The sequence below is a fragment of the Providencia heimbachae ATCC 35613 genome (assembly GCF_001655055.1).
Classification (GTDB): Bacteria; Pseudomonadota; Gammaproteobacteria; order Enterobacterales; family Enterobacteriaceae; genus Providencia; species Providencia heimbachae.
This window is the reverse complement of the sequence record NZ_LXEW01000031.1, coordinates 85074-107774: the sequence shown is the minus strand read 5'-3', so window position 1 is coordinate 107774 and position 22701 is coordinate 85074. Positions and strand designations below refer to the sequence as shown.

19 protein-coding genes are annotated in these 22701 nt (G+C 40.4%); 11 read left to right on the top strand and 8 right to left on the bottom strand.

Annotated elements, in window-relative coordinates:
* Positions 1-229 precede the first annotated feature (229 nt).
* The 3 genes from M998_RS10625 (at position 230) to ykgO (ending at position 1370) form a co-directional block, all read left to right on the top strand.
* Positions 230-790: a YagU family protein gene (locus M998_RS10625; RefSeq protein WP_068437892.1), complete on the top strand. Its 561-nt coding sequence runs from the start codon at positions 230-232 to the stop codon at positions 788-790.
* A gap of 176 nt (positions 791-966) precedes the next feature.
* Positions 967-1233, top strand: a complete 267-nt coding sequence (locus tag M998_RS10620) for a type B 50S ribosomal protein L31 (protein WP_068437896.1) — start codon at positions 967-969, stop codon at positions 1231-1233.
* Positions 1230-1370, top strand: a complete 141-nt coding sequence (ykgO, locus tag M998_RS10615; protein ID WP_068437899.1) for a type B 50S ribosomal protein L36 — start codon at positions 1230-1232, stop codon at positions 1368-1370. The genes M998_RS10620 and ykgO overlap by 4 nt, the downstream gene beginning before the upstream one ends.
* Before the next feature lie 88 nt (positions 1371-1458).
* Here the strand turns inward: ykgO and yidZ are convergent, their stop codons facing one another.
* Together yidZ and M998_RS10605 are read right to left on the bottom strand one after the other, a co-directional pair.
* A complete protein-coding gene (gene yidZ / locus M998_RS10610) occupies positions 1459-2427 on the bottom strand; it encodes an HTH-type transcriptional regulator YidZ (RefSeq protein WP_068908755.1) in 969 nt (322 codons plus the stop codon).
* Positions 2420-3607 (bottom strand): MdtL family multidrug efflux MFS transporter, encoded by a 1188-nt coding sequence (locus tag M998_RS10605; protein WP_068438284.1) that lies wholly within the window; start codon positions 3605-3607, stop codon positions 2420-2422. Before M998_RS10605 ends, yidZ begins: the two co-directional genes overlap by 8 nt.
* Positions 3608-3940: 333 nt before the next feature.
* On the opposite strand from M998_RS10605, the gene asd reads away from it, so the two are divergent.
* Positions 3941-5047 (top strand): aspartate-semialdehyde dehydrogenase, encoded by a 1107-nt coding sequence (gene asd / locus M998_RS10600; RefSeq protein ID WP_068908753.1) that lies wholly within the window; start codon positions 3941-3943, stop codon positions 5045-5047.
* A 103-nt stretch (positions 5048-5150) separates the two neighbouring features.
* Here asd and M998_RS10595 read toward each other — a convergent pair whose 3' ends face one another.
* The 6 genes from M998_RS10595 to dnaA form a co-directional block, all read right to left on the bottom strand.
* Positions 5151-6737, bottom strand: a complete 1587-nt coding sequence (locus tag M998_RS10595; protein ID WP_375342649.1) for a phosphoethanolamine transferase — start codon at positions 6735-6737, stop codon at positions 5151-5153.
* 213 nt (positions 6738-6950) lie between these two features.
* Complete coding sequence (locus tag M998_RS10590) at positions 6951-9878, bottom strand: autotransporter domain-containing protein (RefSeq protein ID WP_068908751.1); 2928 nt, start codon at positions 9876-9878, stop codon at positions 6951-6953.
* 280 nt (positions 9879-10158) lie between these two features.
* On the bottom strand, positions 10159-12573 hold the full coding sequence (gene gyrB, locus M998_RS10585) for a DNA topoisomerase (ATP-hydrolyzing) subunit B (RefSeq protein WP_068437910.1): 2415 nt from the start codon (positions 12571-12573) through the stop codon (positions 10159-10161).
* 17 nt (positions 12574-12590) lie between these two features.
* Complete coding sequence (recF, locus tag M998_RS10580; RefSeq protein ID WP_068437913.1) at positions 12591-13685, bottom strand: DNA replication/repair protein RecF; 1095 nt, start codon at positions 13683-13685, stop codon at positions 12591-12593.
* 9 nt (positions 13686-13694) lie between these two features.
* Positions 13695-14795, bottom strand: a complete 1101-nt coding sequence (gene dnaN / locus M998_RS10575) for a DNA polymerase III subunit beta (RefSeq protein WP_068437916.1) — start codon at positions 14793-14795, stop codon at positions 13695-13697.
* A 5-nt stretch (positions 14796-14800) separates the two neighbouring features.
* Entirely contained in the window at positions 14801-16195 is a 1395-nt protein-coding gene (dnaA, locus tag M998_RS10570; protein WP_068437921.1) for a chromosomal replication initiator protein DnaA, read from the bottom strand.
* Between the two features lie 853 nt (positions 16196-17048).
* Between dnaA and rpmH the strand changes: the two genes are divergently transcribed.
* The 7 genes from rpmH to M998_RS10540 all read left to right on the top strand — a co-directional run bounded on the left by rpmH (position 17049) and on the right by M998_RS10540 (position 22695).
* Positions 17049-17192, top strand: coding sequence for a 50S ribosomal protein L34 (rpmH, locus tag M998_RS10565; protein WP_068437925.1), 144 nt, complete (start codon positions 17049-17051; stop codon positions 17190-17192).
* 21 nt (positions 17193-17213) lie between these two features.
* Positions 17214-17573: a ribonuclease P protein component gene (rnpA, locus tag M998_RS19305; protein WP_073889908.1), complete on the top strand. Its 360-nt coding sequence runs from the start codon at positions 17214-17216 to the stop codon at positions 17571-17573.
* Entirely contained in the window at positions 17537-17797 is a 261-nt protein-coding gene (gene yidD / locus M998_RS10560) for a membrane protein insertion efficiency factor YidD (protein ID WP_068437928.1), read from the top strand. The genes rnpA and yidD overlap by 37 nt, the downstream gene beginning before the upstream one ends.
* Before the next feature lie 2 nt (positions 17798-17799).
* Entirely contained in the window at positions 17800-19449 is a 1650-nt protein-coding gene (gene yidC, locus M998_RS10555; protein ID WP_068437931.1) for a membrane protein insertase YidC, read from the top strand.
* Positions 19450-19596: 147 nt separating this feature from the next.
* On the top strand, positions 19597-20961 hold the full coding sequence (gene mnmE / locus M998_RS10550; protein WP_068437934.1) for a tRNA uridine-5-carboxymethylaminomethyl(34) synthesis GTPase MnmE: 1365 nt from the start codon (positions 19597-19599) through the stop codon (positions 20959-20961).
* A 157-nt stretch (positions 20962-21118) separates the two neighbouring features.
* Positions 21119-21376, top strand: a complete 258-nt coding sequence (locus M998_RS10545; RefSeq protein WP_068437935.1) for a helix-turn-helix domain-containing protein — start codon at positions 21119-21121, stop codon at positions 21374-21376.
* Positions 21376-22695 (top strand): type II toxin-antitoxin system HipA family toxin, encoded by a 1320-nt coding sequence (locus M998_RS10540; protein WP_068908749.1) that lies wholly within the window; start codon positions 21376-21378, stop codon positions 22693-22695. The genes M998_RS10545 and M998_RS10540 overlap by 1 nt, the downstream gene beginning before the upstream one ends.
* The last annotated feature ends 6 nt before the right edge of the window (positions 22696-22701 follow it).

The window sequence follows — 22701 nt, the reverse complement described above, 5'->3', positions numbered from 1 at the left end:
ATTTGATAAATAATAAATGTAAGAATGTAATGACTCAATTATACAAAAGATTGTCTTAGGATAAATTAGTGTTTTGATATTTATTTTTAATTAAGCATAAAGGGCATCATTTAAGGTGATTAATTCAAATATATTTTTCATTATTACCTTTTTATTGATGTTAATCATTTACTGAGTGGCTAAAAAAGAAGATAAGTAAATCTCTATTTAACTTAAATTATGGTGGTTTATGTCTAGTAAATTCTTTTTTACTACTGATAAGTGTCGACGTCGATTTGGTGTTGCATTTATTGTTGGGATTATTGGGGGAATAGTTTCGGCTTTTGTTAAATGGGGCGCGGAAGTGCCATTTCCACCAAGAACATTTACCGGAGGGCGCAATGAATTTAATCCGCCATATCTATTTTTACGGGATTATCTTGGCATTGACCCCACTTCAACGGTTTATACCTTTTCAGAGCATATAATTAATCCAGTGATGATAACGCACATTATTTTTTCATTGGTATTTGCTATCGGTTACTGCGTTGTCGCGGAAGTTTTTCCTAAGGTAAAAATGTGGCAAGGTGCTATGGCAGGCTTACTTGCAACTGTTGCAGTGCATGGTATTAGCTTCCCATTATTAAATTTAACGCCGCCTTTAACTGAATTACCTTTTGATGAATATTTCTCGGAAATATTTGGTCATATCGTATGGTTTTGGTCTATTGAGATTATCCGTAGAGATCTGCGAAATCGCATTACTCATCAGCCAGATCCCGAAATTCCGCTATCACAGAGTTATCGTTAATTAAATTATTTTAAAATAACGTATTAATAAAAGGGTTAGCTAATTGAAAAGCTAACCCTTTTTGTTTTTACATGTGGAATGAAGACACGAAAACTTGTTCAGCTTCGCATAAAATGATTGCACCATTATTTTAAATTAGATATTGTTATATTATAACATTACATATGGTGGTCATTATGAAACAGGGTATACATCCTCAATATCGCACTGTGGTTTTTCATGACACGAGTGCTGATGCATATTTTAAAGTCGGTTCAACCATTAAAACGGCGAAAACAATCGAGTTTGAAGGGCAAACATTTCCGTATGTCACTTTGGATGTTTCTTCTCAATCACATCCGTTTTATACCGGCAAACAAAAAATGATTTCACAAGAAGGTAAAACGGCTCAATTCCAGAAGCGTTTTGCTCGATTTTTACAGAAAGAGGACAAGCCAGCGTGAAAGTATTGAGTTCATTGAAAACGGCAAAGCAGCGTCATCCAGATTGCCAAGTGGTGCGTCGCCGTGGCCGAGTATATGTTATTTGCAAAACGGACCCACGCTTTAAGGCGGTGCAAGGCGGTAAGAAAAAGCGTTAGCGATTATTTTTCCTGTTAAACATACCTGTATCTTTGTATTTTTTATCGATTTAGCCATTACAGATTATGCTCACTGTAGTGGCTTTTTTTATTGTGGATTTATAAAGGAGGATACGCCGATTTTTATTTGTTCTCTTAGCCACTGAGTTTTTGAATTATAAGCATTTCGTTTGTGCCAAAGCATTAAGAAAGGAATTTCTAATTGTTGATATAAGCTTTCATCAATAGGAAGGGGGCGGCAAACTAAATTCAAATTAAATTCATTCACATAGTGTTGGCAGTAGCCTGGTGCGCAGGTGATCAATGAATGTTCTGAATGAGAGGACATTAATAGCGATTGTTCGAATGATGAATAAGATAAATGAATATGACGGGTTAACCCCATACTTTGTAATAGGTCATCGAGAGCCCAAGGAATACGGTTACCATATTCAGTACTAATATGCGGGTATTTTAATAGATTAGCTAAGTTCCACTCTTCATCTAATAGAGGATGATCTCGCCGAATAAAGGCGAGAGGCCGGTCGGTGAATAATAAATCAAAATTTAAAATATTAGGAATAGCACTAATCGATTCTTTAGACTTGTAGTAGCTTTCTCGTCCTAAAACCCCGATATCCGCATCACCAGCGATAATACTGGCAAGGGAGTTGTAATCCCAATCACGGACACTCACATTTGATTCTGGGTATTGGTTTAGTATTTTCAATGATAAATCATGCAACATGAGAAGATTAAGCGGTGCTTCCATCATTAAGCGAAATTTCATTCCCCTTGGCTTTTCGGTGTCGCGAATACCTGCAATATAATTAGATAAATTCAAAAACTCAGGTAAAGACTTTTCAATTTGGTGCATCAGTGGTGTTGGGACAAGCCCTTGCGGGCTTCGAATAAACAATGGGTCATCAAACCAATTACGTAACTTTGCCAATGATTTACTGACAGAAGATGGTGTAATTGACAGCCGATTTGCGGCTAAGCTGACACTGCGCTCTTCAACCAAATATTGCAAAATAACGAGTAAATTTAAATCGAGTCGATGCAATAACTTATTCACAGATGGCTACCTTTTTACTGGCCTGAGGAGCGGGTATTTTTAGTAATATTATTCCTAGCGTACCAGCTGCAAGTAAGATGATAAAAAGCATATTGAGTGACTGTACGCCAATCCAACCCATCATCCAAATATAAAATGAAGCAAAGCTGAGCTGAGAAATGGCGAGAACAGAACTGGCAATTCCTGCTCTTTTAGTAAAAGGCGATAGGGCTTGGCTCATGATTATCCCGAATAGCATCGAAAAACCAACGCCACAAAAAGCAAAAGCAATGAATAACAGCGCTAAGTGATCGAATGAAAATAGATATATCAATAAAATTAAGGCATTAAATAAAAATAAGCAAAGAGCGACATATAAAATAGCTTGGCTTCTAAAAATAGAAATTAGCGTTGGCATTAAAAAGGAGGTTGCCATACTAACCATCGCCAATAAGGTCATCGCGGTAGAATACTGCCCCGTTGTAAAGTGGAGATTACCCATCAAAATAATTGGCGATACGTTTACATAGGTTAAGATCACTGCCATACCAAAGCAGGAAATAATTAAACGAGAAACAAAAAAGTGGTTGAGTAAGTTTTCACTCGAATCATTAACCTCTAATGAAGTTTTTGCGGTATTTAAGGCGATAGTCGGTTTGGTTTCTTTGATGCTCACTAAGCAGAATATGATACTTAATATGGCATAGGCCGCCATAAAGTAGAACATAACTGACCAATGAAAAAACAACAAAATAGCGAAACCAATAACAGGCGCAAGTACCGGGGCAATACAGGTGACTCCATTCATTGCCGATAAAACTTTTGTTCGCACTTGTGCAGATAGCACATCACGTAATAATGCGAATGTTACGACATAACAAAAACCGGCCCCAATTCCCTGTAAGAAACGAGCCGCTAAAAATACGGTAATGGTTGAGGCAGACCCCGCCATTATGGATGCGATTGCAAAAAAGGTAGCGCCAACGAGTATGACCGGTTTTCGTCCTATATGATCCGCGCACCAGCCTGCAACGAGCATGGTTGATGCCATTCCAGCAAGATAGATAGAAAAAGCCATATGCAGTTGGCTTTCATTGGCTTGTAAATCAATTGCGATAAGTGGGATGCCTGTTAAGTGTAAATCAACGCCTAAAGGATAAATAAGGATTATCCAAAAACTAAAAAGAACATATTTGTTCATGATTACAACCATATCTTGATGATAAATAAGCCTGATTTTAAGCTCAAGTAGCTAATCAATATATTGATTAATTGTAAAAGGCGGTTTTCCAATTTGGAAAAAAGGACTTAAATTTTTTCGATCATTAGCGTAATTACTAATCTTCTTATTATTAGTGATGAAATTCACTTGCACACCGGTGCATATTTTGTCAGTTTTAATACAGCCGATAAGTTTCCAGCTTCGATTTTCATTATTGCGGATAAGTTTTGTAAAAATACGGCTTATTAAGGGCAATAAAGTCGAAACTAGAAATTTCTTGAGTCAAAATTTTAAATAGACAGGGTGAATAGAATGAAAAATGTAGGATTTATCGGCTGGCGAGGCATGGTCGGCTCAGTGTTGATGCAGAGAATGGTTGAAGAAGGTGACTTTAATGCGATTCATCCTGTGTTTTTTACGACCTCTCAACAGGGTACTGAAGCCCCTGTTTTCGGCGGTCATCGCGGCGTTTTACAAGATGCCTTTGATATTGATGCACTAAAATCATTAGACATTATTATTAGTTGCCAAGGCGGTGACTATACCAATGAAGTATACCCAAAACTGCGCGCATCCGGCTGGAATGGCTACTGGATTGATGCTGCCTCTTCTTTGCGTATGAAAGATGATGCGATTATTATTCTTGACCCAGTTAACCATCAGCATATCCAAGATGGATTAAATAACGGCATTAAGACCTTTGTTGGTGGTAACTGTACGGTCAGCTTGATGCTGATGTCTTTAGGTGGTTTGTTTACTAACAACTTAGTTGAATGGGCTTCTGTAGCAACCTATCAAGCCGCATCAGGGGCGGGTGCACGTAATATGCGTGAGCTGCTGTCCCAAATGGGGTCTTTGCACACTCAAGTGGCGAAAGAGTTACAAAACCCAGCTTCTGCTATTTTAGACATTGAGAAAAAAGTCACAGACTTTACCCGTAGCGGTTCAATGCCTACCGATGCGTTTGGTGTTCCGTTAGCGGGTAGCCTGATCCCTTGGATTGATAAAGCATTGGAAAATGGTCAAAGCCGTGAAGAGTGGAAAGGCCAAGCGGAGAGCAATAAAATCTTAGCGACGGGGAAAAATATCATTCCGGTCGATGGTTTGTGTGTTCGTGTTGGGGCATTACGTTGTCATAGCCAAGCATTCACGCTGAAGCTGAAAAAAGACATTGAGCTGAAAGAAATTGAGCAACTTCTTGCTTCCCATAACGAATGGGTAAAAGTAGTGCCTAATGACCGTGAAATTACCATGCGTGAGTTAACTCCTGCGGCAGTAACCGGAACACTAAGTACACCAGTAGGCCGTCTGCGTAAATTGAATATGGGGCCAGAATACTTATCAGCCTTTACGGTCGGTGACCAATTGTTGTGGGGAGCTGCTGAGCCCCTACGCCGTATGTTAAGGATCTTATTGTAGGTTTTTAATTTATCACGGGTAGCACGTGATATTTGAAACATTAAAACTGTATCCGAAAAGTTAATGATGACTGATTAGGGTACAGTTTTTTATTGAATACTTATCATTGGGGATCTATTTTTTCCGAAGGTAATGTCCCTATGGGTAAAGGGTTTCGGTTCCCATCAATGACCTTGATCTGTTTTTGGGGTTGATAGCAACTTCTTAGTGGCGATAAGCAGGCTTGTGAAGCACGCTGTTTTATTCCTAGCCAATCACTGATTAGCCAATAATTATTGGCAGTTGAATAGGGTGCATTGAGTGCCGCAGTATTTAATGATGGTTTTGAGGTCGTCTGGCTATACCAAATAAATAATGGGATTTCATACGACTCTTTTCTTGGGTTATTCACCCCATGATGATAATGCACATTATTATCTTTATCTAATCGTTGCAGGGCGTGATCAGAGAAATACATCAGTGTCGCGGGTTTACCATCAAGTTGTTGCATTAATTTATCTAAAAATTTATCAGTATAGGCAATAGAACTATCGTAACAATCGTCATCTTCTAGCCCACTAAATGTTTTTAACTCGTCTTGAGGGAAGCGATTACAAGCCGGTTCATGGCTTCCATAGGTATGCAAAACAATTAATTTTTTTTGCGATGTTGTATCGTTGAGTACCTCATCAAAGTAGTCGAATAACTCTTCATCATAACCGACAAATTCATTCCATTTTTTCTTTTGAGCCATGCTTGCTATTGCTGAAATCACACTGGTTTTTTTATTTGTTTTCCCTTGATTACTCAGCCAATAGGTTTTAAAACCGGCATGATTGGCTAAAGAAATAATGTTATCGGCATAGTGTTTTTTATCCTGCATTTGCTCAAAGCGAATATTAGATAATGAAATAGGAACAGATAAAATGGTGACAGGCGCAGGGGAATAGGCCTGCTCAAAATTTAACATTTGAGGCTTACGGTTATTCAAGTTTGGTGTTGTGTCATATTGGTAGCCATACAGGCTCATGTGATCGCGACGCACAGACTCACCGATCACCAAAACATAAATTTCAGCATCAGTTTCTTTTTTATCATAGTTAAAAGAGACAATTTGTGAGGATATTTTTCGGATCCCACGGTTTTCATATAAATTTTTTACGAGTGCCGCAGCATTATAAAAAGGAGTATGAAGTAAGTATTTTTCCCCGAGCAGCAAATGGCTATCGGGTTTTGTTAGTAAAGAAGAATAGTACAGGGGTATAGACAGTAAATATCCACATAACAGCGCGCTACTGGCGATAATACCTTGGCGAGTGACATATTTGGAAAAATGATGAATGCTAATAAAATAAACTGCAAAAACAAGAAGATAAAAAATCACATAACCGATATTGTAAGAAAGCATGCCGACAGTTTCACTGCTATTGGTGTTGATAAATGTTTCGGCAATAGAAGATGAAAATTGAATATCGTGTTTTTGATAAAAGAAGAAAGAGACTGATAAGTTTAGCGCCCACAATATCCCAGCAAAGGCAGTAAAGACCTTACCGAGTATAAAGCGATAGACACCGGCACATAACATCATGATCAGTGTGCCTGAAACCACTATCGCGATGTTTGCTACTAGACTGATATCCCCACTGAATAACATTGGAATAATGGATATCAATAAAAAATAAAGTGGAACAATTAATTGGCGTATCATCATTTGTCTTTTTATGTATCGCTGACCTTGCTTTGTTTTCTGTTTAAAGATGCTATATCGTTTTTTGATATTACATTTGATTAACGTTGAGTACGGAGTGTTTATAACATGAAAAAAGATAAGATAATCAAAATAGTGGCGTAAAAAACTGTAAAATAGCGTGATGTTAAGTCATGACAAAGAATCCCCCCCAATAAAATGAGAGGGATAGCTTAATTAAAAGACGATTGATATTTTTGCATCAATATTATTGTCACTATAATATTTTGATATGAGTTTATTATAGTCAAATGTTAGCTTAGTGCTTTCATTTATATTGATATTTGCGCCAATTTTCATTGTGAGTCCATGAGGTGATGCGGGTACGGACTGTGATATAAATGATGATGTTGTATCCGTGAAGTTCAGCTTGATACGTCTATCTAGACGACCATATTGATGCTGCCAGCTGGCCTCCCCATTCAGGTCAATACTTGATTTTTGACCTAACTTCCATTGATTACCAATACGAAGACCTAATGTGGATAATACGGTATCAGTATGTTGTTTACGCCCTTGTAGGGATGTTTCGCGACGCTGTTCATTGAAGGCATTATTTGTTGCATTAATATAGGCGAAGCGGGTGAACGGTTCGATATTGACTGCTTTGTGACTAAATGGATATGCGATTTCAATAAACGATTGGCTTGTATTTGCATAATAATTAGCCGAGTTATTGGCTAATTGTGATCCATTGTAAACTGAACGGTTAGTCTGAATGCGATGAATGCTATGCCCTAACCCAGCTCTAAGGATGATAGGGTCTAGTAATAACCCGCCATAAACCGCTAAATGGCTGTTATTACTGTGACTTTGACTCTGTTGTGCAGATAGCGTAGTTTGCGTAAAGCCCGCCGCTAAACCGAGAGTGACCTTATCGTTTAATAAGTGTTGATCTGCCCCGACAAATACACCATAAGTCGATGATGTGTAGCCGTTAGCATTACCATCATGAGTCGTTTTATCCCAATCATAGAGAATTTTTGTCCATACATTCCCTCTGTTATCATTCAGTTCTTTTGTTTTATTTAATGATTCAGATAAGCGCGTCTGTTCTAACAGCGTTTCTCTAATTTGTCGGCTATGATTTATTTGGTTTGATAATACATCTGCATGTATTTGTCCTGTTAGAGTACTAAATACCGTTTGTGCATCCCGTTTTGAATCACTTTTTAAGATACGTTGATAAAGAGAGTGACTTGCCGGAAGATTATCGAGGGCGTGTGCTACCGATTTTTGGTTTTCAGTTGCTGTGATACTGGCAAAAGTCGTGTGATTACGACCTAATTTAAGCGTCACATCTTTCGGTGAGTAATCTAATGTTGCACCGATAAACAGATAATTGGGCTTTACATGATCAAATTTACCCACAATGCCTTTATCGGCGGATAAAATTGTGTATTGAGTATTGAACATGTCATTGATGTTTTTCTGAGTAAGGCTGTCTTGTTTATTCTCGAGTGAAACCTGAACTGTGCCACCTTTGAGGATAGCAACGCCTTGGCTAGTAATTTGGTCACTTTTATTTTTGGTATTAATCTCTACTAAATAGTTGCTATCGGGCTGGAAAGTCACGGTATCGAAGATTTTAATTGTACCAATTGAGTGTCCTGGAGAAACAGTTGCACCACGATTAACCATTAGCTGACGTACATGCCCATTGCCGGTAATAATAGCCATGTTATTAGCGCTAACGGGGGCGTTAATCTGTCCATCACCTAATATGAGTTGGCCATGATTGACCTCTAATGGTGAATTGAGTTGGCCTTTGACAAGTAATGACCCACTATTAATGGTCGACTTTTGGGTATAACTATTTTTTCCTGTTAAGATTAATTGACCTTGAGTAACATCAATACTAGAAAAGTTATTTTCACCTGACAAGATAAGTGTACCATTCCCTTTTTTAATTAACTTACCATTTCCACTAATGTTGTTTTTCCATTCATCAAATTCACCAAAATTAGCAATATCAAAATCATTGGTGCTTTGATTTACAATAAAGTCATCGTATAAATAAGCGGGGCCATTATAAGCTTTAGGTAAGTTAATCAATCCCCAATAGCTATTAGGGTTGCCTTTTTTAATATTCCAGCCTGCAATTGAATGACTCGGGTAAGCGGTACTCGCTAAAATGCTTTGTCGCTGTTTTTCATTAAGATAAGGAAAGCGTAAGCGTAGTAAATAATTTGATTCTTTAGGTAGGTCATTAGGCATTATTTTTGATGCTATTTGATTACTACCTCGTTCGTAATCACCTAAATTGCTTTTGATATTATGATCGGATGGCGCTAAACAATGTTTAATCTCTTTTTGGCATAAGGAAGATATCTGGCTTCGTGTATTTTTGGCGGATGCTACAAATGATTTTGTTATTTCATCATTAGATAGTAGTTGGGCTAATAGATAATAATTACCCACTCGTGATGCAATGGTATCTGTTGCGAAATGTGCGCCAACAATCACGCGGCTTTCCCCATATTCAATGGCTCGTGCAAAAATCTCACTGCCTTTTTCTGGAAAGATAACGGCGAGGGTAGAAGCCTGTTTAAAACCATTCCAAGTATGTCCACTGGGGTAGGATGAGCCTTTTATTTTAGAATAATTATCGTGATAGTTTCCATTATCATCGATAACTTGGTAGGGACGTCCTCTCTGAAAGTGATCTTTAAGTATAAAGTCTATGGAGCGTAGCCGCTTTTTATTATTGTCATAGGCTCGCGTTGCTGAATCATACAAAATCCTAATGTTATGATAATCGATATTTTTATTTAAACTAATCGGATGTTTATTTTCTCCAAATATTTTATCTTGATAAGTATTGAAAAGATAATTTTCATTTTGTGATTTGTCTCTTTCGGCGAGTGCTTTTCGTTCTCCTGAAGTTTTAGTGTACTCATTACTAATTAATTTATCCCATTGTGCGATTTTTGAATCGTTGACAGGCGTTTCATTAATAATATTTTTTTTAATATTATCAAGCCAGCCATTCCTCTTATTAATAATGTCTTTTTCAATGGTTAATTGGTCGGTGTTGGCGGCGGATGGGTTAATAAATGAAATTGAAATCGATATTAGAACCGAGGAAATAAAATTTATATTCATGATAGTCCTATAATAAAAAGTGGTGATTTTTGGTACGCCAGATTTTATTTATAGAGTGTTAAGTTTAAATGACAATAATATTCAGATTTCATTCGTTATTCATTGGTTTTTTAATCGAACATTTTATTGGTAATCTACATTGGAATTTTGATTTGTTCCATTTTTCAATTTTATAAATTAATTGTTTTTTAATATATAACGACAAGAAAAATAAATTAAAAAAATAGCCCCTCAGTTTAACGAGGGGCTATTTATCAATATTGAGCATTCAATATTGTTATTAGATATCGATGTTCGCTGCTTTCAGTGCATTCTCTTCGATAAAGGCACGACGAGGTTCAACGGCATCACCCATTAAGGTGGTGAACAGTAAGTCAGTTGCAATCGCATCTTTAACCGTGACTCGCAACATACGGCGTGTCTCTGGGTTCATGGTAGTTTCCCATAGTTGGTCTGGGTTCATCTCTCCAAGACCTTTATAGCGCTGTACGTACAGACCACGGCGTGATTCACGGGTTAACCAAGTCAACGCATCTTCGAAGTTTTCAATGTTTTGGCGGCGCTCACCACGTTGGATGTATGCGCCTTCTTCAATCAACCCACTGATTAAATCACCTAAGTGAGTGATACGGCGATATTCGCTACCGTGAACAAAATCAAAGTCGAGGTTATAATCCGTGTCGACACCATGAGTACGGATGCGAATGGTCGGTTCAAACAATTGGCGTTCACGATTCTCAGTAACAAAATAGCTATAAGTGCTACCTGCTTGCTCATTATCTTCTAAGCGCTGAACTAATGTTTTTGTCCATTCGTCAACACGTTCACTGTTTTTAAGGTCATCTTCAACCAGTGTTGATTGATACACAAGGCTATTGAGTAGCGCTTGTGGATAGAGACGCTCAAGACGACGGATAATACGATGCGCAGCAGTATACTCAACAACTAATTTTTCCAGTTGCTCGCCTTTCATTGCAGGCGCATCTGCATTGACATGCAACTCGGCACCATCAAGGGCGATTGAGATAAGATAATCATCCATCGCTTCATCATCTTTAATATATTGTTCTTGCTTGCCTCTTTTCACTTTATACAGTGGTGGCTGAGCAATATAAATATGGCCTCGTTCAACGATTTCAGGCATTTGACGATAGAAGAAGGTTAATAGTAGCGTACGAATGTGTGAACCATCGACGTCAGCATCCGTCATGATGATGATGCTGTGATAACGCAGTTTATCTGGGTTATATTCATCACGACCGATACCACAACCTAATGCGGTGATCAGGGTGGCGACTTCTTGAGAAGACAGCATTTTATCAAAACGCGCTTTCTCAACGTTCAAAATCTTACCTTTTAGCGGCAGGATTGCTTGGTTTTTACGGTTACGGCCTTGCTTTGCAGAGCCGCCCGCAGAGTCCCCTTCCACAAGGTAGAGTTCAGAAAATGCGGGGTCGCGTTCCTGACAGTCAGCCAGTTTACCCGGCAGACCTGCTAAGTCCAATGCGCCTTTACGACGTGTCATTTCACGTGCTTTACGTGCAGCTTCACGAGCACGGGCAGCATCAATAATTTTACCCACAACGATTTTTGCATCGCTTGGATTTTCCAATAAATACTCAACCAGTTTTTCATTCATCTGAGTTTCAACCGCAGTTTTCACTTCTGATGAAACCAATTTTTCTTTGGTCTGAGAGGAGAATTTTGGATCAGGAACTTTAACAGAAATAACTGCAATCAGACCTTCACGGGCATCGTCACCTGTAGCGCTGACTTTAGTTTTTTTCTGATAGCCTTCTTTTTCCATGTAGTTATTTAGCGTACGCGTCATCGCTGCACGGAAACCGGCAAGGTGAGCCCCCCCATCGCGCTGAGGGATATTATTAGTGTAGCAGTAAACGTTTTCTTGGAAACCGTCATTCCACTGCATCGCAACTTCTACACCAATACCATCTTTTTCAGTAGAGAAATAAAACACGTTTGGATGAATAGGGGTTTTATTGCGGCTCAAGTACTCAACAAAGGCTTTAATTCCGCCTTCGTAGTGGAAGTGATCTTCTTTTCCATCACGTTTATCAACGAGTTTGATAGAAACACCTGAGTTTAGGAATGACAGCTCACGTAAGCGTTTTGCTAAAATGTCATATTCGAACTCAGTGATCCCTTTAAAGGTATCCATACTCGGCCAAAAGCGAACGCGAGTTCCGGTTATATCAGTTTCACCGACAACCGTTAGTGGGCCTTGTGGCTCACCATGTTTGTAGATTTGCTCGTGAACTTTACCGTCACGACGAATGATTAATTCGAGTTTTTCAGATAAGGCGTTAACAACAGAAACACCAACTCCATGCAAACCGCCGGAGACTTTATAAGCGTTGTCGTCAAATTTACCGCCAGCATGCAGAACAGTCATAATAACTTCTGCTGCGGACACGCCTTCTTCTTCATGGATACCCGTAGGGATACCACGCCCATCATCCTGAACGGAGACAGAATTATCAGCATGGATAGTGATAAGGATGTCGTCACAAAAACCTGCGAGGGCTTCGTCGATAGCGTTGTCGACAACCTCGAAGACCATGTGATGAAGACCTGTTCCATCGTCTGTATCACCGATATACATGCCCGGGCGCTTACGCACCGCATCCAGTCCTTTTAATACCTTGATACTTGAGGAGTCATATGTATTCGACATCAACGTTTCCTGCTCTTCTATTCCTGAGGTTGAACTTCTATTTTGCCATGTTCTACGCTAAACATCTTGCTGTTTACATCAATCATGTCATTTACTTGCTCTGATGTTATGGCACTGACAAACACCTGAGCTTGCGTAGCCTTGAGACGTGCTGCCAATAATTGACGGCGGCCTGAATCAAGTTCCGAGGCAAAATCATCCAGTAGATACAGGCATCGTTGCCCGCTCTGTTGGGTGAAATACTCACCCTGCGCTAACCTTAATGCACACATTAAAAGTTTTAGCTGACCGCGTGAAAGCATGTCTTCAACGGGAGTACCATTTGCTCTTATGCGCAAATCAGCTTTATGTGGCCCGGAGGCTGTATAGGTTAGTGCTCTATCACGCTCAAATTGGCGCTCTAATTGCACCGAATAATCAATGTCTTTATCCCAACCACGTTGAAAGGATACCGATAATGAAAATTCGGGTAAAAACTGTTGGCAGGTTTGCTCAATATTTCCGGCAATGCCTGCAATGTATTCATGACGCCACTGACTTATTTGTTCTGAAAGAGGCGCTAATTGTTTATCCCAATGACGAATTTGGTCATAGCGAGTCACTTGCCTTAAAGCGGCATTTCGTTGTTTTAATAACCGTTTTAAATCAGACCAAACGGAGAAAAACAGCGAGTTATTATGAAAGCAACCCCAATCAATAAATGCACGTCGGTACTTAGGGCCCCCATTTAACAGCGTGAATCCTTCTGGGGTGATCAGTTGCATTGGCAATAATTTTGCTAATTCTGCAATTTTATGACCATCAGTACCGTCGATTCTGACTTTGCTCTCGCCTTCACGGTTCTTGCTCAGCCCCAATGACAGGTCTTTGCGTTCCGCATCTAAGTGACTGAGTTTTCCGTGTAAAATAAATTGTTCTTGTTCATGACGGATCACTCGGTTTGCTTGGATGCTACGAAACGCACGTCCATGCCCTAATGTGTAAATCGCTTCCAGTACACTGGTTTTGCCACTCCCATTCGGGCCAATTAAGAAATTGAACCCATTAGCAAGGGAGAGATCGGCATCTTCAATGTTACGAAAATCGCGGATCAATAAACGCGAAAAAATCATAAGGAACGATTACAAACGCATTGGCATGACGACATACATAGCAGCATTGCTAGCAGCGTCTTCAATTTGAACACTGGAAACCGCATCGGTTAACAGAAGCTTCACGTTTTCACTTTTTAGGGCGTTCAAAACATCGAGTATATAACTGACGTTGAAGCCAATTTCCATTTCCGTACCGTGATAGCTGACATCAACGATTTCTTCAGCTTCTTCTTGTTCTGGGTTATTTGCCGTGATACGCAATTGGTTTTCACTGAAATATAAGCGAACACCACGGAATTTTTCATTCGATAAAATTGCCGCTCGTGAAAACGCTTGTTTAAGTAAATCACAGCGCGCTTCTAAGGTTTTATCCGGACTTTTTGGCAGAACACGACGGTAATCAGGGAAACGGCCATCAACCAACTTAGAGGTAAAAATAAAGTCGCCAACATGGGCGCGAATATTATTACTGCCAATTTGTAATTGCAGCAGGGCATCGCCGCCATCTAATAGGCGCATTAATTCCATTACCCCTTTACGAGGCACGATGACTGAATGAGAAGGCAATTCTTGGCCAATATCCATTGCACAGACCGCGAGTCGGTGCCCATCAGTTGAAACGGTCCTGAGCATTTGCCCTTCAGTTTCAAATAGCATGCCGTTAAGGTAATAACGGACGTCTTGATGCGCCATTGAAAACTGAGTCGCCTCAATTAACCGTTTCAGTATTGATTGCGGCAGAGAGAATTCAACTTCACTTTGCCAGTCATCCAAATTCGGAAAGTCGGCTGCAGGTAGAGTTGATAATGAGAAGCGACTACGACCTGAGCGGACGAGTAACCGGTCATCATTAAGCTCTACTTGAATTTCAGAACCTTCAGGTAAGCCACGCCAGATATCAAAAAATTTGCGTGCGGGAACCGTCGTTGCACCAACTTCATGTTCTTGAGTTAGCGAAACGTTGGCCATCATCTCCATTTCTAGGTCGGTTCCTGTGAGTTGGAGGGTGCCTTCTTTTACCTGTAATAAAAGGTTACCTAAAATAGGTAGAGTCGGACGTCCACCTAAAGGACCACTAACCTGTTGTAACGGTTTTAATAACTGCTCGCGTTCGATTATAAATTTCATAGCAATTAAGATGATAATGTTCTGATTAGATTGGAAAAATCTTCTTTGATGTCATGGCTTTCTTCTCGTAATTGTTCAATTTTACGACAAGCGTGTAGTACCGTAGTATGGTCACGACCGCCAAAGGCATCCCCGATTTCAGGTAAACTATGATTTGTCAGTTCCTTCGCCAGCGCCATCGCCATCTGACGCGGACGAGCGACAGAACGAGAGCGACGTTTGGAAAGCAAATCGGCCACCTTAATTTTATAATACTCAGCAACCGTTTTCTGAATGTTATCGATAGTTACTAGCTTTTCTTGTAGAGCAAGTAGGTCACGCAATGCTTCTCGAACAAAATCGATGGTAATTGCACGGCCTGTAAAATTCGCATTGGCAATAACACGGTTTAATGCGCCTTCTAGCTCACGGACATTCGAGCGTAAGCGTTTTGCGATGAAAAAGGCCACTTCGCCAGGCAGTTGGATTTTATTCTCATCTGCTTTTTTCATTAGAATGGCAACACGTGTTTCTAATTCAGGTGGTTCTATCGCAACAGTCAAACCCCAACCAAAACGGGATTTTAAGCGATCTTCTACCCCATTTATTTCTTTAGGGTAGCGGTCCGATGTCAAAATAATTTGTTGATTGCCTTCAAGCAGTGCGTTGAATGTGTGAAAAAATTCTTCTTGTGAACGCTCTTTATTGGCAAAAAACTGAATATCATCGATAAGTAATGCATCAACAGAACGATAGTAGCGTTTGAACTCTTCAATAGCATTGTTCTGTAAAGCTTTGACCATATCTTGCACAAATCGTTCAGAGTGCATGTAAACCACGCGGGCATTGGCTTTATGCTGCATGATACTGTTGCCAACTGCGTGTAATAAGTGCGTTTTACCTAAACCTGTTCCACCATAAAGGAATAGTGGGTTATAGGCACTCCCCGGATTTTCTGCGACTTGTCTTGCTGCTGCGCGAGCGAGTTGGTTCGATTTACCTTCAACAAAGTTATCAAAAGTATGCTTAGGGTTTACATTTGAACGATAAGCAACGTCTGGTAGTGCTTTGGTTGAGTTATCCCAACTTGGCCTGACTGGTGCAGATGACGGCATCACAAATGCTGGCGTATTATTTGTGTTACGTACCTGAGGGGTCACAGGTGCAACGGAAAGCGGTTTATTGCCCACTTCAAAGTGTAGGGCAGGTGCGTCAGAACCACAAAAATCATTGAGCAGTTCATTGATATTATTGATGTACTTGTCTCTCACCCAATCAAGGACGAAACGATTCGGGGCATAAAGTGCCAGTGTGTTATCGTTTAATTCAGCTTGAAGAGGACGTATCCACATACTGAATTCTGTGGCAGGTAGTTCATCCTGCAATCGGGCAAGACATTGCTGCCAAAGCGAAAGTGACACGTTGGACTCCCCTAAACTAAGGTCAATAAAACAAGAATTACGGATTTACACTCTTCATACTTCAAGATGCATGCTCGAAAGTGTCATTGCTGCTTAAAGTATTTTGCGTATAACAAAGAATTTTTTACTGGCAGATTTACATAAAAAGAGAGCCAGAGAAGTTTTTTGATTAACTTTCAACCGCTACGTGTTACCCACTGCCGAATATTATTGATCCTAGGATCATAATTAGACCCAAGATCATACCGTAAAATTCGTAAGAGATCTCCATTCTTTTACACAGTTTTTATGCTTTTTATCCACAGGTAAATGTGTTAGGGCACCTCTTGGAAGGACTAAACCCACTGATTGATCGTAATTCGCCATTATTTTTCCACATGGCTGGGGATAACTTTAGACGATTTATTGGAAATATTCTGCACTATCAAAAAATATTTTTAGATCCCGCTAAGATCCTTGCGCTTTAGGGTGGAGTCCGTATAATCTTTCTCCCGATGTGCGGCGCTGATGTGATTTTTACGGCGAGCTGCGATAAAACAACTTTGCATTGCGATTAAAACTAAAATTTTTAGTTTTTTTAGTTATAAGAACAAATGTAAAGCCAGTCGTCAGTAAGTATAAAAATCGTCTCATTAGTAGACTGTCACGGCATATGTCAGCAAACCTGTCAGCCAGGCTATAAATAAAAGTGGTTTGATTGCGTCATTTTATTGACGTGACCCCCTATGTTTTATTACAATCCTGCCTCTTTCTATATTGTTGCGACTGAGGCACAGGTGTAAAATCAGTTTTCACTGGTTGCCAACGCGTTTACTGAATCAGTAATAAATTTTAAAGTTAGGTAGAAATCGTTATGAAACGCACTTTTCAACCGTCCCTACTGAAGCGTAACCGTTCACACGGTTTCCGCGCTCGTATGGCTACTAAAAATGGTCGTCAAGTTCTGGCTCGCCGTCGTGCGAAAGGCCGCTCTAGTCTGACCGTTTCATCTAAGTAATAAAGCTAGCCCTCTATACAAGTGGTTACGCTCGCTTTTACCCGGGAGTTACGTTTGTTAACTCCCAGGCATTTCGACAGTGTCTTTAAGCAGCCGCAGAGGGCGAGTTCCCCAGAGATAACAATCCTTGGTCGCCTAAACGAGCTGGGGCATCCCCGCATCGGTCTTACCATCGCCAAAAAAAATGTTAAACGAGCTCATGAGCGAAATCGTATTAAACGATTAGCGCGTGAATACTTTCGTTTGCATCAACACGAGTTGCCTCCAATGGACTTTGTGCTATTGGTAAGAAAAGGGGTCGCTAATCTCGACAATCGACAAATCACCGAAGCTTTGGATAAATTATGGCGTCGTCACCGTCGCTTGGCTCAAAACTCCTGATTATGTTGATCAGAGGCTACCAACTGGCAATTAGCCCGTTGTTAGGGCCTCGTTGTCGGTTCAATCCAACTTGCTCGAATTACGGAATTGAGGCATTGCGCAGGTTTGGTATGTTAAAAGGTAGTTGGTTAACAGCGAAACGCATATTAAAATGCCATCCTTTACACGCTGGTGGAGACGATCCTGTTCCGCCTAAAAAAACTGATGATAATAGAGAATTATAACGATGGATTCGCAACGCAATCTTCTACTCATCGCTTTGTTGTTCGTATCGTTCTTAGTTTGGCAGGCCTGGGAGAGCGATAAAGTTGCTCAGGACGTAAAAACTGTCCAAACTACGCAACAAACGGATATGCCAAGCAGTGATGCTCAAGCTGTGACAAACAGTGGGCAAGGTAAGCTCATCACGGTTAAAACCGATGTATTAGATATTCGTATTAATACACGAGGTGGTGATATTGATGAGGCTGACTTGTTAGCCTATCCTGCGACCCTTCATTCGGAAGACCCTTTCCGTTTACTGGAAACGACACCCGGTTTTGTTTATCAGGCTCAAAGTGGTCTGATTGGCCTTCATGGTCCTGACAACCCAGCAAATAACAATGGCGTTCGTCCTCTTTATACAGCAGAAGCAGCAAGCTTTGCGTTAAAAGATGGGCAAGATGAATTACGCGTACCGATGACTTTCACTGATAACAACGGTGTTGTTTATCAGAAAACGTATATCTTAAAACGTGGTCATTACAGCGTTGATGTTGAATACAATATTCAAAACCCAACCGCTCAACCTTTAAGTTTAGCTTTCTTTGGTCAATTGAAACAAACCATTCAATTGCCTTCAGATCGTGATACGGGTAGCAGCAACTTTGCATTGCACACTTATCGTGGCGCGGCATACTCTTCAGATGAAACAAACTATAAAAAATATAGCTTTGGAGATATCGAAGATAAAAACCTGAGCATCACCACAAAAGGCGGCTGGGTAGCGATGTTGCAGCAATATTTTGCAACAGCGTGGGTTCCTGCAAGCTCAGAGAAGAGCACGTTCTATTCCATCGATTTAGATAAAAACTCCGCTATCATAGGTTACAAGAGTGAACCTGTGACAATCGCCGCTAACGGCGCGGGTGCATATTCATCTACTTTATGGATTGGACCTGAAATTCAATCAGAAATGGTTGAGGTTGCTCCTCATTTAGATTTAACCGTTGATTACGGTTGGTTATGGTTTATCTCTCAACCACTGTTTAAATTGTTGAAATTTATTCACGATTACGTTGGTAACTGGGGCTTCTCCATCATCGTTATCACCTTTATCGTTCGTGGTATCATGTACCCGCTGACTAAAGCGCAATACACCTCGATGGCGAAAATGCGTTTACTGCAACCAAAATTGGCTGCAATGCGTGAGCGTATTGGTGATGATAAACAACGTATGAGCCAAGAAATGATGGCGATGTATAAGGCCGAAAAAGTAAACCCACTTGGTGGTTGTTTACCTTTGGTTATTCAGATGCCAATCTTCCTTGCACTTTACTATATGTTGATGGGTTCTGTTGAACTGCGTCATGCACCGTTCATTGGTTGGATCCAAGACTTGTCTGCACAAGACCCGTACTACATCCTGCCAGTATTAATGGGTGTGACGATGTTTGTTATTCAGAAGATGTCACCAACTGCCGTTACTGACCCAATGCAGCAGAAGATTATGACCTACATGCCTGTCGTGTTCACCATCTTCTTCCTATGGTTCCCGTCAGGTCTGGTACTGTATTATATCGTGAGTAACTTAGTCACTATTATCCAGCAACAGGTTATCTATCGTGGTCTGGAAAAACGTGGTCTGCATAGTCGCGATAAGAAAGCGAAAAAATAATTAAATCTTAGGGAAACCTAAGAAGGTATCCCCTAAATAATTCGAGTGGCATGAAGGTGGCAACTTGAAGTATGGTGGGGATATGCATAGTATTAAGGCGACCAATTAGGTCGCCTTAATTTTTTCATTCAGAGACAGAGAAACATCATGTTAACCAACGAGACTATCGTCGCACAAGCAACTCCTCCCGGTCGTGGTGGTGTGGGTATTTTACGTGTATCAGGTCCAAAAGCGGCATTGATTGCAGAAACGGTATTGGGTAAATTGCCAAAGCCGCGCTACGCGGATTATCTCCCTTTTCGTGATGTGGATGGCTCTGTTCTTGACCAAGGTATTGCGCTTTATTTTCCGGGGCCAAATTCGTTTACTGGTGAAGATGTCCTCGAACTTCAAGGGCATGGTGGTCCTGTCATTTTAGATTTATTACTCAGAAGAATTTTGACCATTGACGGTATTCGTATCGCCAATCCGGGTGAGTTTTCTGAACGTGCATTCTTAAATGATAAGCTCGATTTAGCACAAGCTGAGGCCATTGCTGATTTGATTGATGCAAGCTCGGAACAAGCGGCACGTTCGGCAATGAATTCGTTGCAAGGGGCATTTTCTTCACATATCCACCAATTGGTGGAAGCACTCACTCACTTGCGCATCTATGTTGAAGCGGCTATCGACTTCCCCGATGAGGAAATTGATTTTCTATCTGATGGGAAAATTGAAGCCAAGCTGAATGAAGTGGTGGCTGACCTAGAAGCCGTTCGTTCTCAAGCTCGCCAAGGCAGCTTGTTGCGTGAAGGAATGAAAGTGGTGATTGCAGGTCGTCCAAATGCGGGCAAATCGAGCTTGCTTAATGCATTAGCGGGTCGTGAAGCGGCGATTGTCACTGATATTGCGGGAACAACTCGTGATGTACTACGTGAGCACATTCATATTGATGGTATGCCATTGCATATTATTGATACTGCAGGGTTACGTGAAGCTAGTGATGAAGTGGAGCGCATTGGTATTGAACGTGCATGGAATGAAATCGAGCAAGCAGATCGCGTGTTATTTATGGTGGATAGCACCACCACCGATGCGACTACACCACTGGAAATTTGGCCTGAGTTTATGGCACGTTTACCGGAGTCATTACCAGTCACTGTGATTCGCAATAAAGCAGATATGACGGGTGAACCAATTGAGTTTATCGAAAACACGGCTCATCCGTTGATCCGCCTTTCGGCTCGCGAAGAAAAAGGGATTGATTTGCTGCGCGATCACCTGAAAGAAACCATGGGCTTTAGTGGTAATACCGAGGGCGGTTTTCTTGCCCGTCGTCGCCATTTGCAAGCGCTCAATGCGGCTGCGGTTCACTTGGCTCAAGGTTATGAACAATTGGTTGTGGCTCGTTCTGGCGAACTATTGGCGGAAGAATTACGTTTAGCTCAACTCGAACTCAGCGAAATCACTGGCGAATTTACCTCTGATGATTTGTTAGGTCGCATTTTCTCCAGTTTCTGTATTGGGAAATAATCGCTTTGCGTGATACCTATCGATTCTACACGGTCTAACGTGTAAATTTTAGTTTACCTGCTAAAGCGTGTAATATTGCATTTACCGGTTGTAGCGTGTAATCTAATATTTACCGGTTTTAGCGTGTAACGTTATTGAGCTTAAGGTAGGTACCAAAATGAAAGTCACCAATACTCGGCAACTTAGTGCTTACATGAAAGATGTCAGAGAAACAAAAAAACTATCCCAAAGCAAAGTTGCGAGTAAAGTGGGTATTCGGCAAGATACTGTCTCCAATTTTGAACTTTCTCCAGACTCTACCAAATTAGAAACCTTCTTTAAGATTTTATCTGCATTAAATTTAGAACTCGATATTAAACCCAGAAATGAAAGTGGTTCATCAAACACAGACTCCGGATGGAAGGAAGAGTGGTAATGGCGACTTTGCATGTGTATATGAATGGTTATCTTGTGGGTGAATTTATTCGCTTAAGTACTGGAGCGCATCAATTTAAATATGATATTCACTGGTTGGAAACGCCGGGTGCTCGTCCTATCTCTTTATCAATGCCACTTCAGCATCAAGAATACAAAGGGGACGAAGTTTATAATTTTTTTGATAACTTATTGCCTGATAATTCAGAGATCCGAAAGCGGGTTGTTAGGCGATATAGAGCGGAATCGACACAGCCTTTTGATTTACTATCCAAGATAGGACAAGACAGTGTTGGTGCATTACAACTTGTTCCTAACGAACTTAATGTTAGCGATATTAAAAAAATAGAATATCGACCATTATCCGATGAAGCGTTGGAAAAAGTATTAAACGGATATAAATCAGATAGTCCACTCGGAATGATTGAAGAGGTTGATGATTTTAGGATTTCTATTGCAGGGGCTCAAGAAAAAACTGCCTTACTTTATTTCAATGACCAGTGGTACTTGCCACTTAGAACTACGCCTACAACCCACATTATCAAATTGCCTATAGGTGAAATACAAAGTCATTCTCATACTCTTGATATGTCAGACAGTGTAGAAAATGAATTTCTATGTTTATTGATAGCCGCAGAGTTTGGTTTTGATGTGCCTAAATGCACTATTATCAATGTGGGAGAAACGAAGGCACTTGCGGTTGAACGGTTTGACCGTAAATTTTCGGCCGATAACGCATGGATTATGCGTTTACCCCAAGAAGACTTCTGCCAAACGTTAAATGTGCTCTCTGAAAATAAATATCAAAAGGATGGCGGTCCAGGGATTTACGACATAATGACTTATCTTTTAGGGTCAATAAATACAGAGAAAGATAGATATCAATTTATGAAGAGCCAAGTTCTATTTTGGTTACTTGCTGCCACTGATGGACATGCTAAAAACTTCTCATTATTTATTGAACCTGAAGGGCGTTATAAATTAACACCTTTTTACGATATTTTGTCAGTATATCCCGTATTTGGCGGTAAAGGACTTAATCCAAGAGAGGCAAAATTAGCCATGAGCTTAAAAGGCACGAAAGGCAATAAGGATAAAATAGAACAGATTTTTCCAAGACATTTTTTCGCGACAGCTAAAGCGGTTGGATTTGACCGTACTGAAATGGAAAGAATATTCATTGAGTTTGATGAGCAAATGGAAAGTGTCATTACGAAAGTCAGGGATCAACTTCCTGCTGATTTTCCTGAACATATTGCAAACTCAATTTTGTCGGGATTACAGAGCAAAGCAATACGATTAAAGAAAGGGTGGGATTGAGGGTTT

Excerpts from the sequence above, each read along its gene's own strand:
- M998_RS10625 (WP_068437892.1), top strand. The coding sequence starts at position 230 with ATGTCTAGTAAATTCTTTTTTACTACTGATAAGTGTCGACGTCGATTT.
- M998_RS10620 (WP_068437896.1), top strand. The coding sequence starts at position 967 with ATGAAACAGGGTATACATCCTCAATATCGCACTGTGGTTTTTCATGAC.
- M998_RS10605 (WP_068438284.1), bottom strand. The coding sequence starts at position 3,607 with ATGAACAAATATGTTCTTTTTAGTTTTTGGATAATCCTTATTTATCCT.
- asd (WP_068908753.1), top strand. The coding sequence starts at position 3,941 with ATGAAAAATGTAGGATTTATCGGCTGGCGAGGCATGGTCGGCTCAGTG.
- M998_RS10595 (WP_375342649.1), bottom strand. The coding sequence starts at position 6,737 with ATGATGATACGCCAATTAATTGTTCCACTTTATTTTTTATTGATATCC.
- M998_RS10590 (WP_068908751.1), bottom strand. The coding sequence starts at position 9,878 with ATGAATATAAATTTTATTTCCTCGGTTCTAATATCGATTTCAATTTCA.
- gyrB (WP_068437910.1), bottom strand. The coding sequence starts at position 12,573 with ATGTCGAATACATATGACTCCTCAAGTATCAAGGTATTAAAAGGACTG.
- recF (WP_068437913.1), bottom strand. The coding sequence starts at position 13,685 with ATGATTTTTTCGCGTTTATTGATCCGCGATTTTCGTAACATTGAAGAT.
- dnaN (WP_068437916.1), bottom strand. The coding sequence starts at position 14,795 with ATGAAATTTATAATCGAACGCGAGCAGTTATTAAAACCGTTACAACAG.
- rpmH (WP_068437925.1), top strand. The coding sequence starts at position 17,049 with ATGAAACGCACTTTTCAACCGTCCCTACTGAAGCGTAACCGTTCACAC.
- yidD (WP_068437928.1), top strand. The coding sequence starts at position 17,537 with ATGGCGTCGTCACCGTCGCTTGGCTCAAAACTCCTGATTATGTTGATC.
- yidC (WP_068437931.1), top strand. The coding sequence starts at position 17,800 with ATGGATTCGCAACGCAATCTTCTACTCATCGCTTTGTTGTTCGTATCG.
- mnmE (WP_068437934.1), top strand. The coding sequence starts at position 19,597 with ATGTTAACCAACGAGACTATCGTCGCACAAGCAACTCCTCCCGGTCGT.
- M998_RS10545 (WP_068437935.1), top strand. The coding sequence starts at position 21,119 with ATGAAAGTCACCAATACTCGGCAACTTAGTGCTTACATGAAAGATGTC.
- M998_RS10540 (WP_068908749.1), top strand. The coding sequence starts at position 21,376 with ATGGCGACTTTGCATGTGTATATGAATGGTTATCTTGTGGGTGAATTT.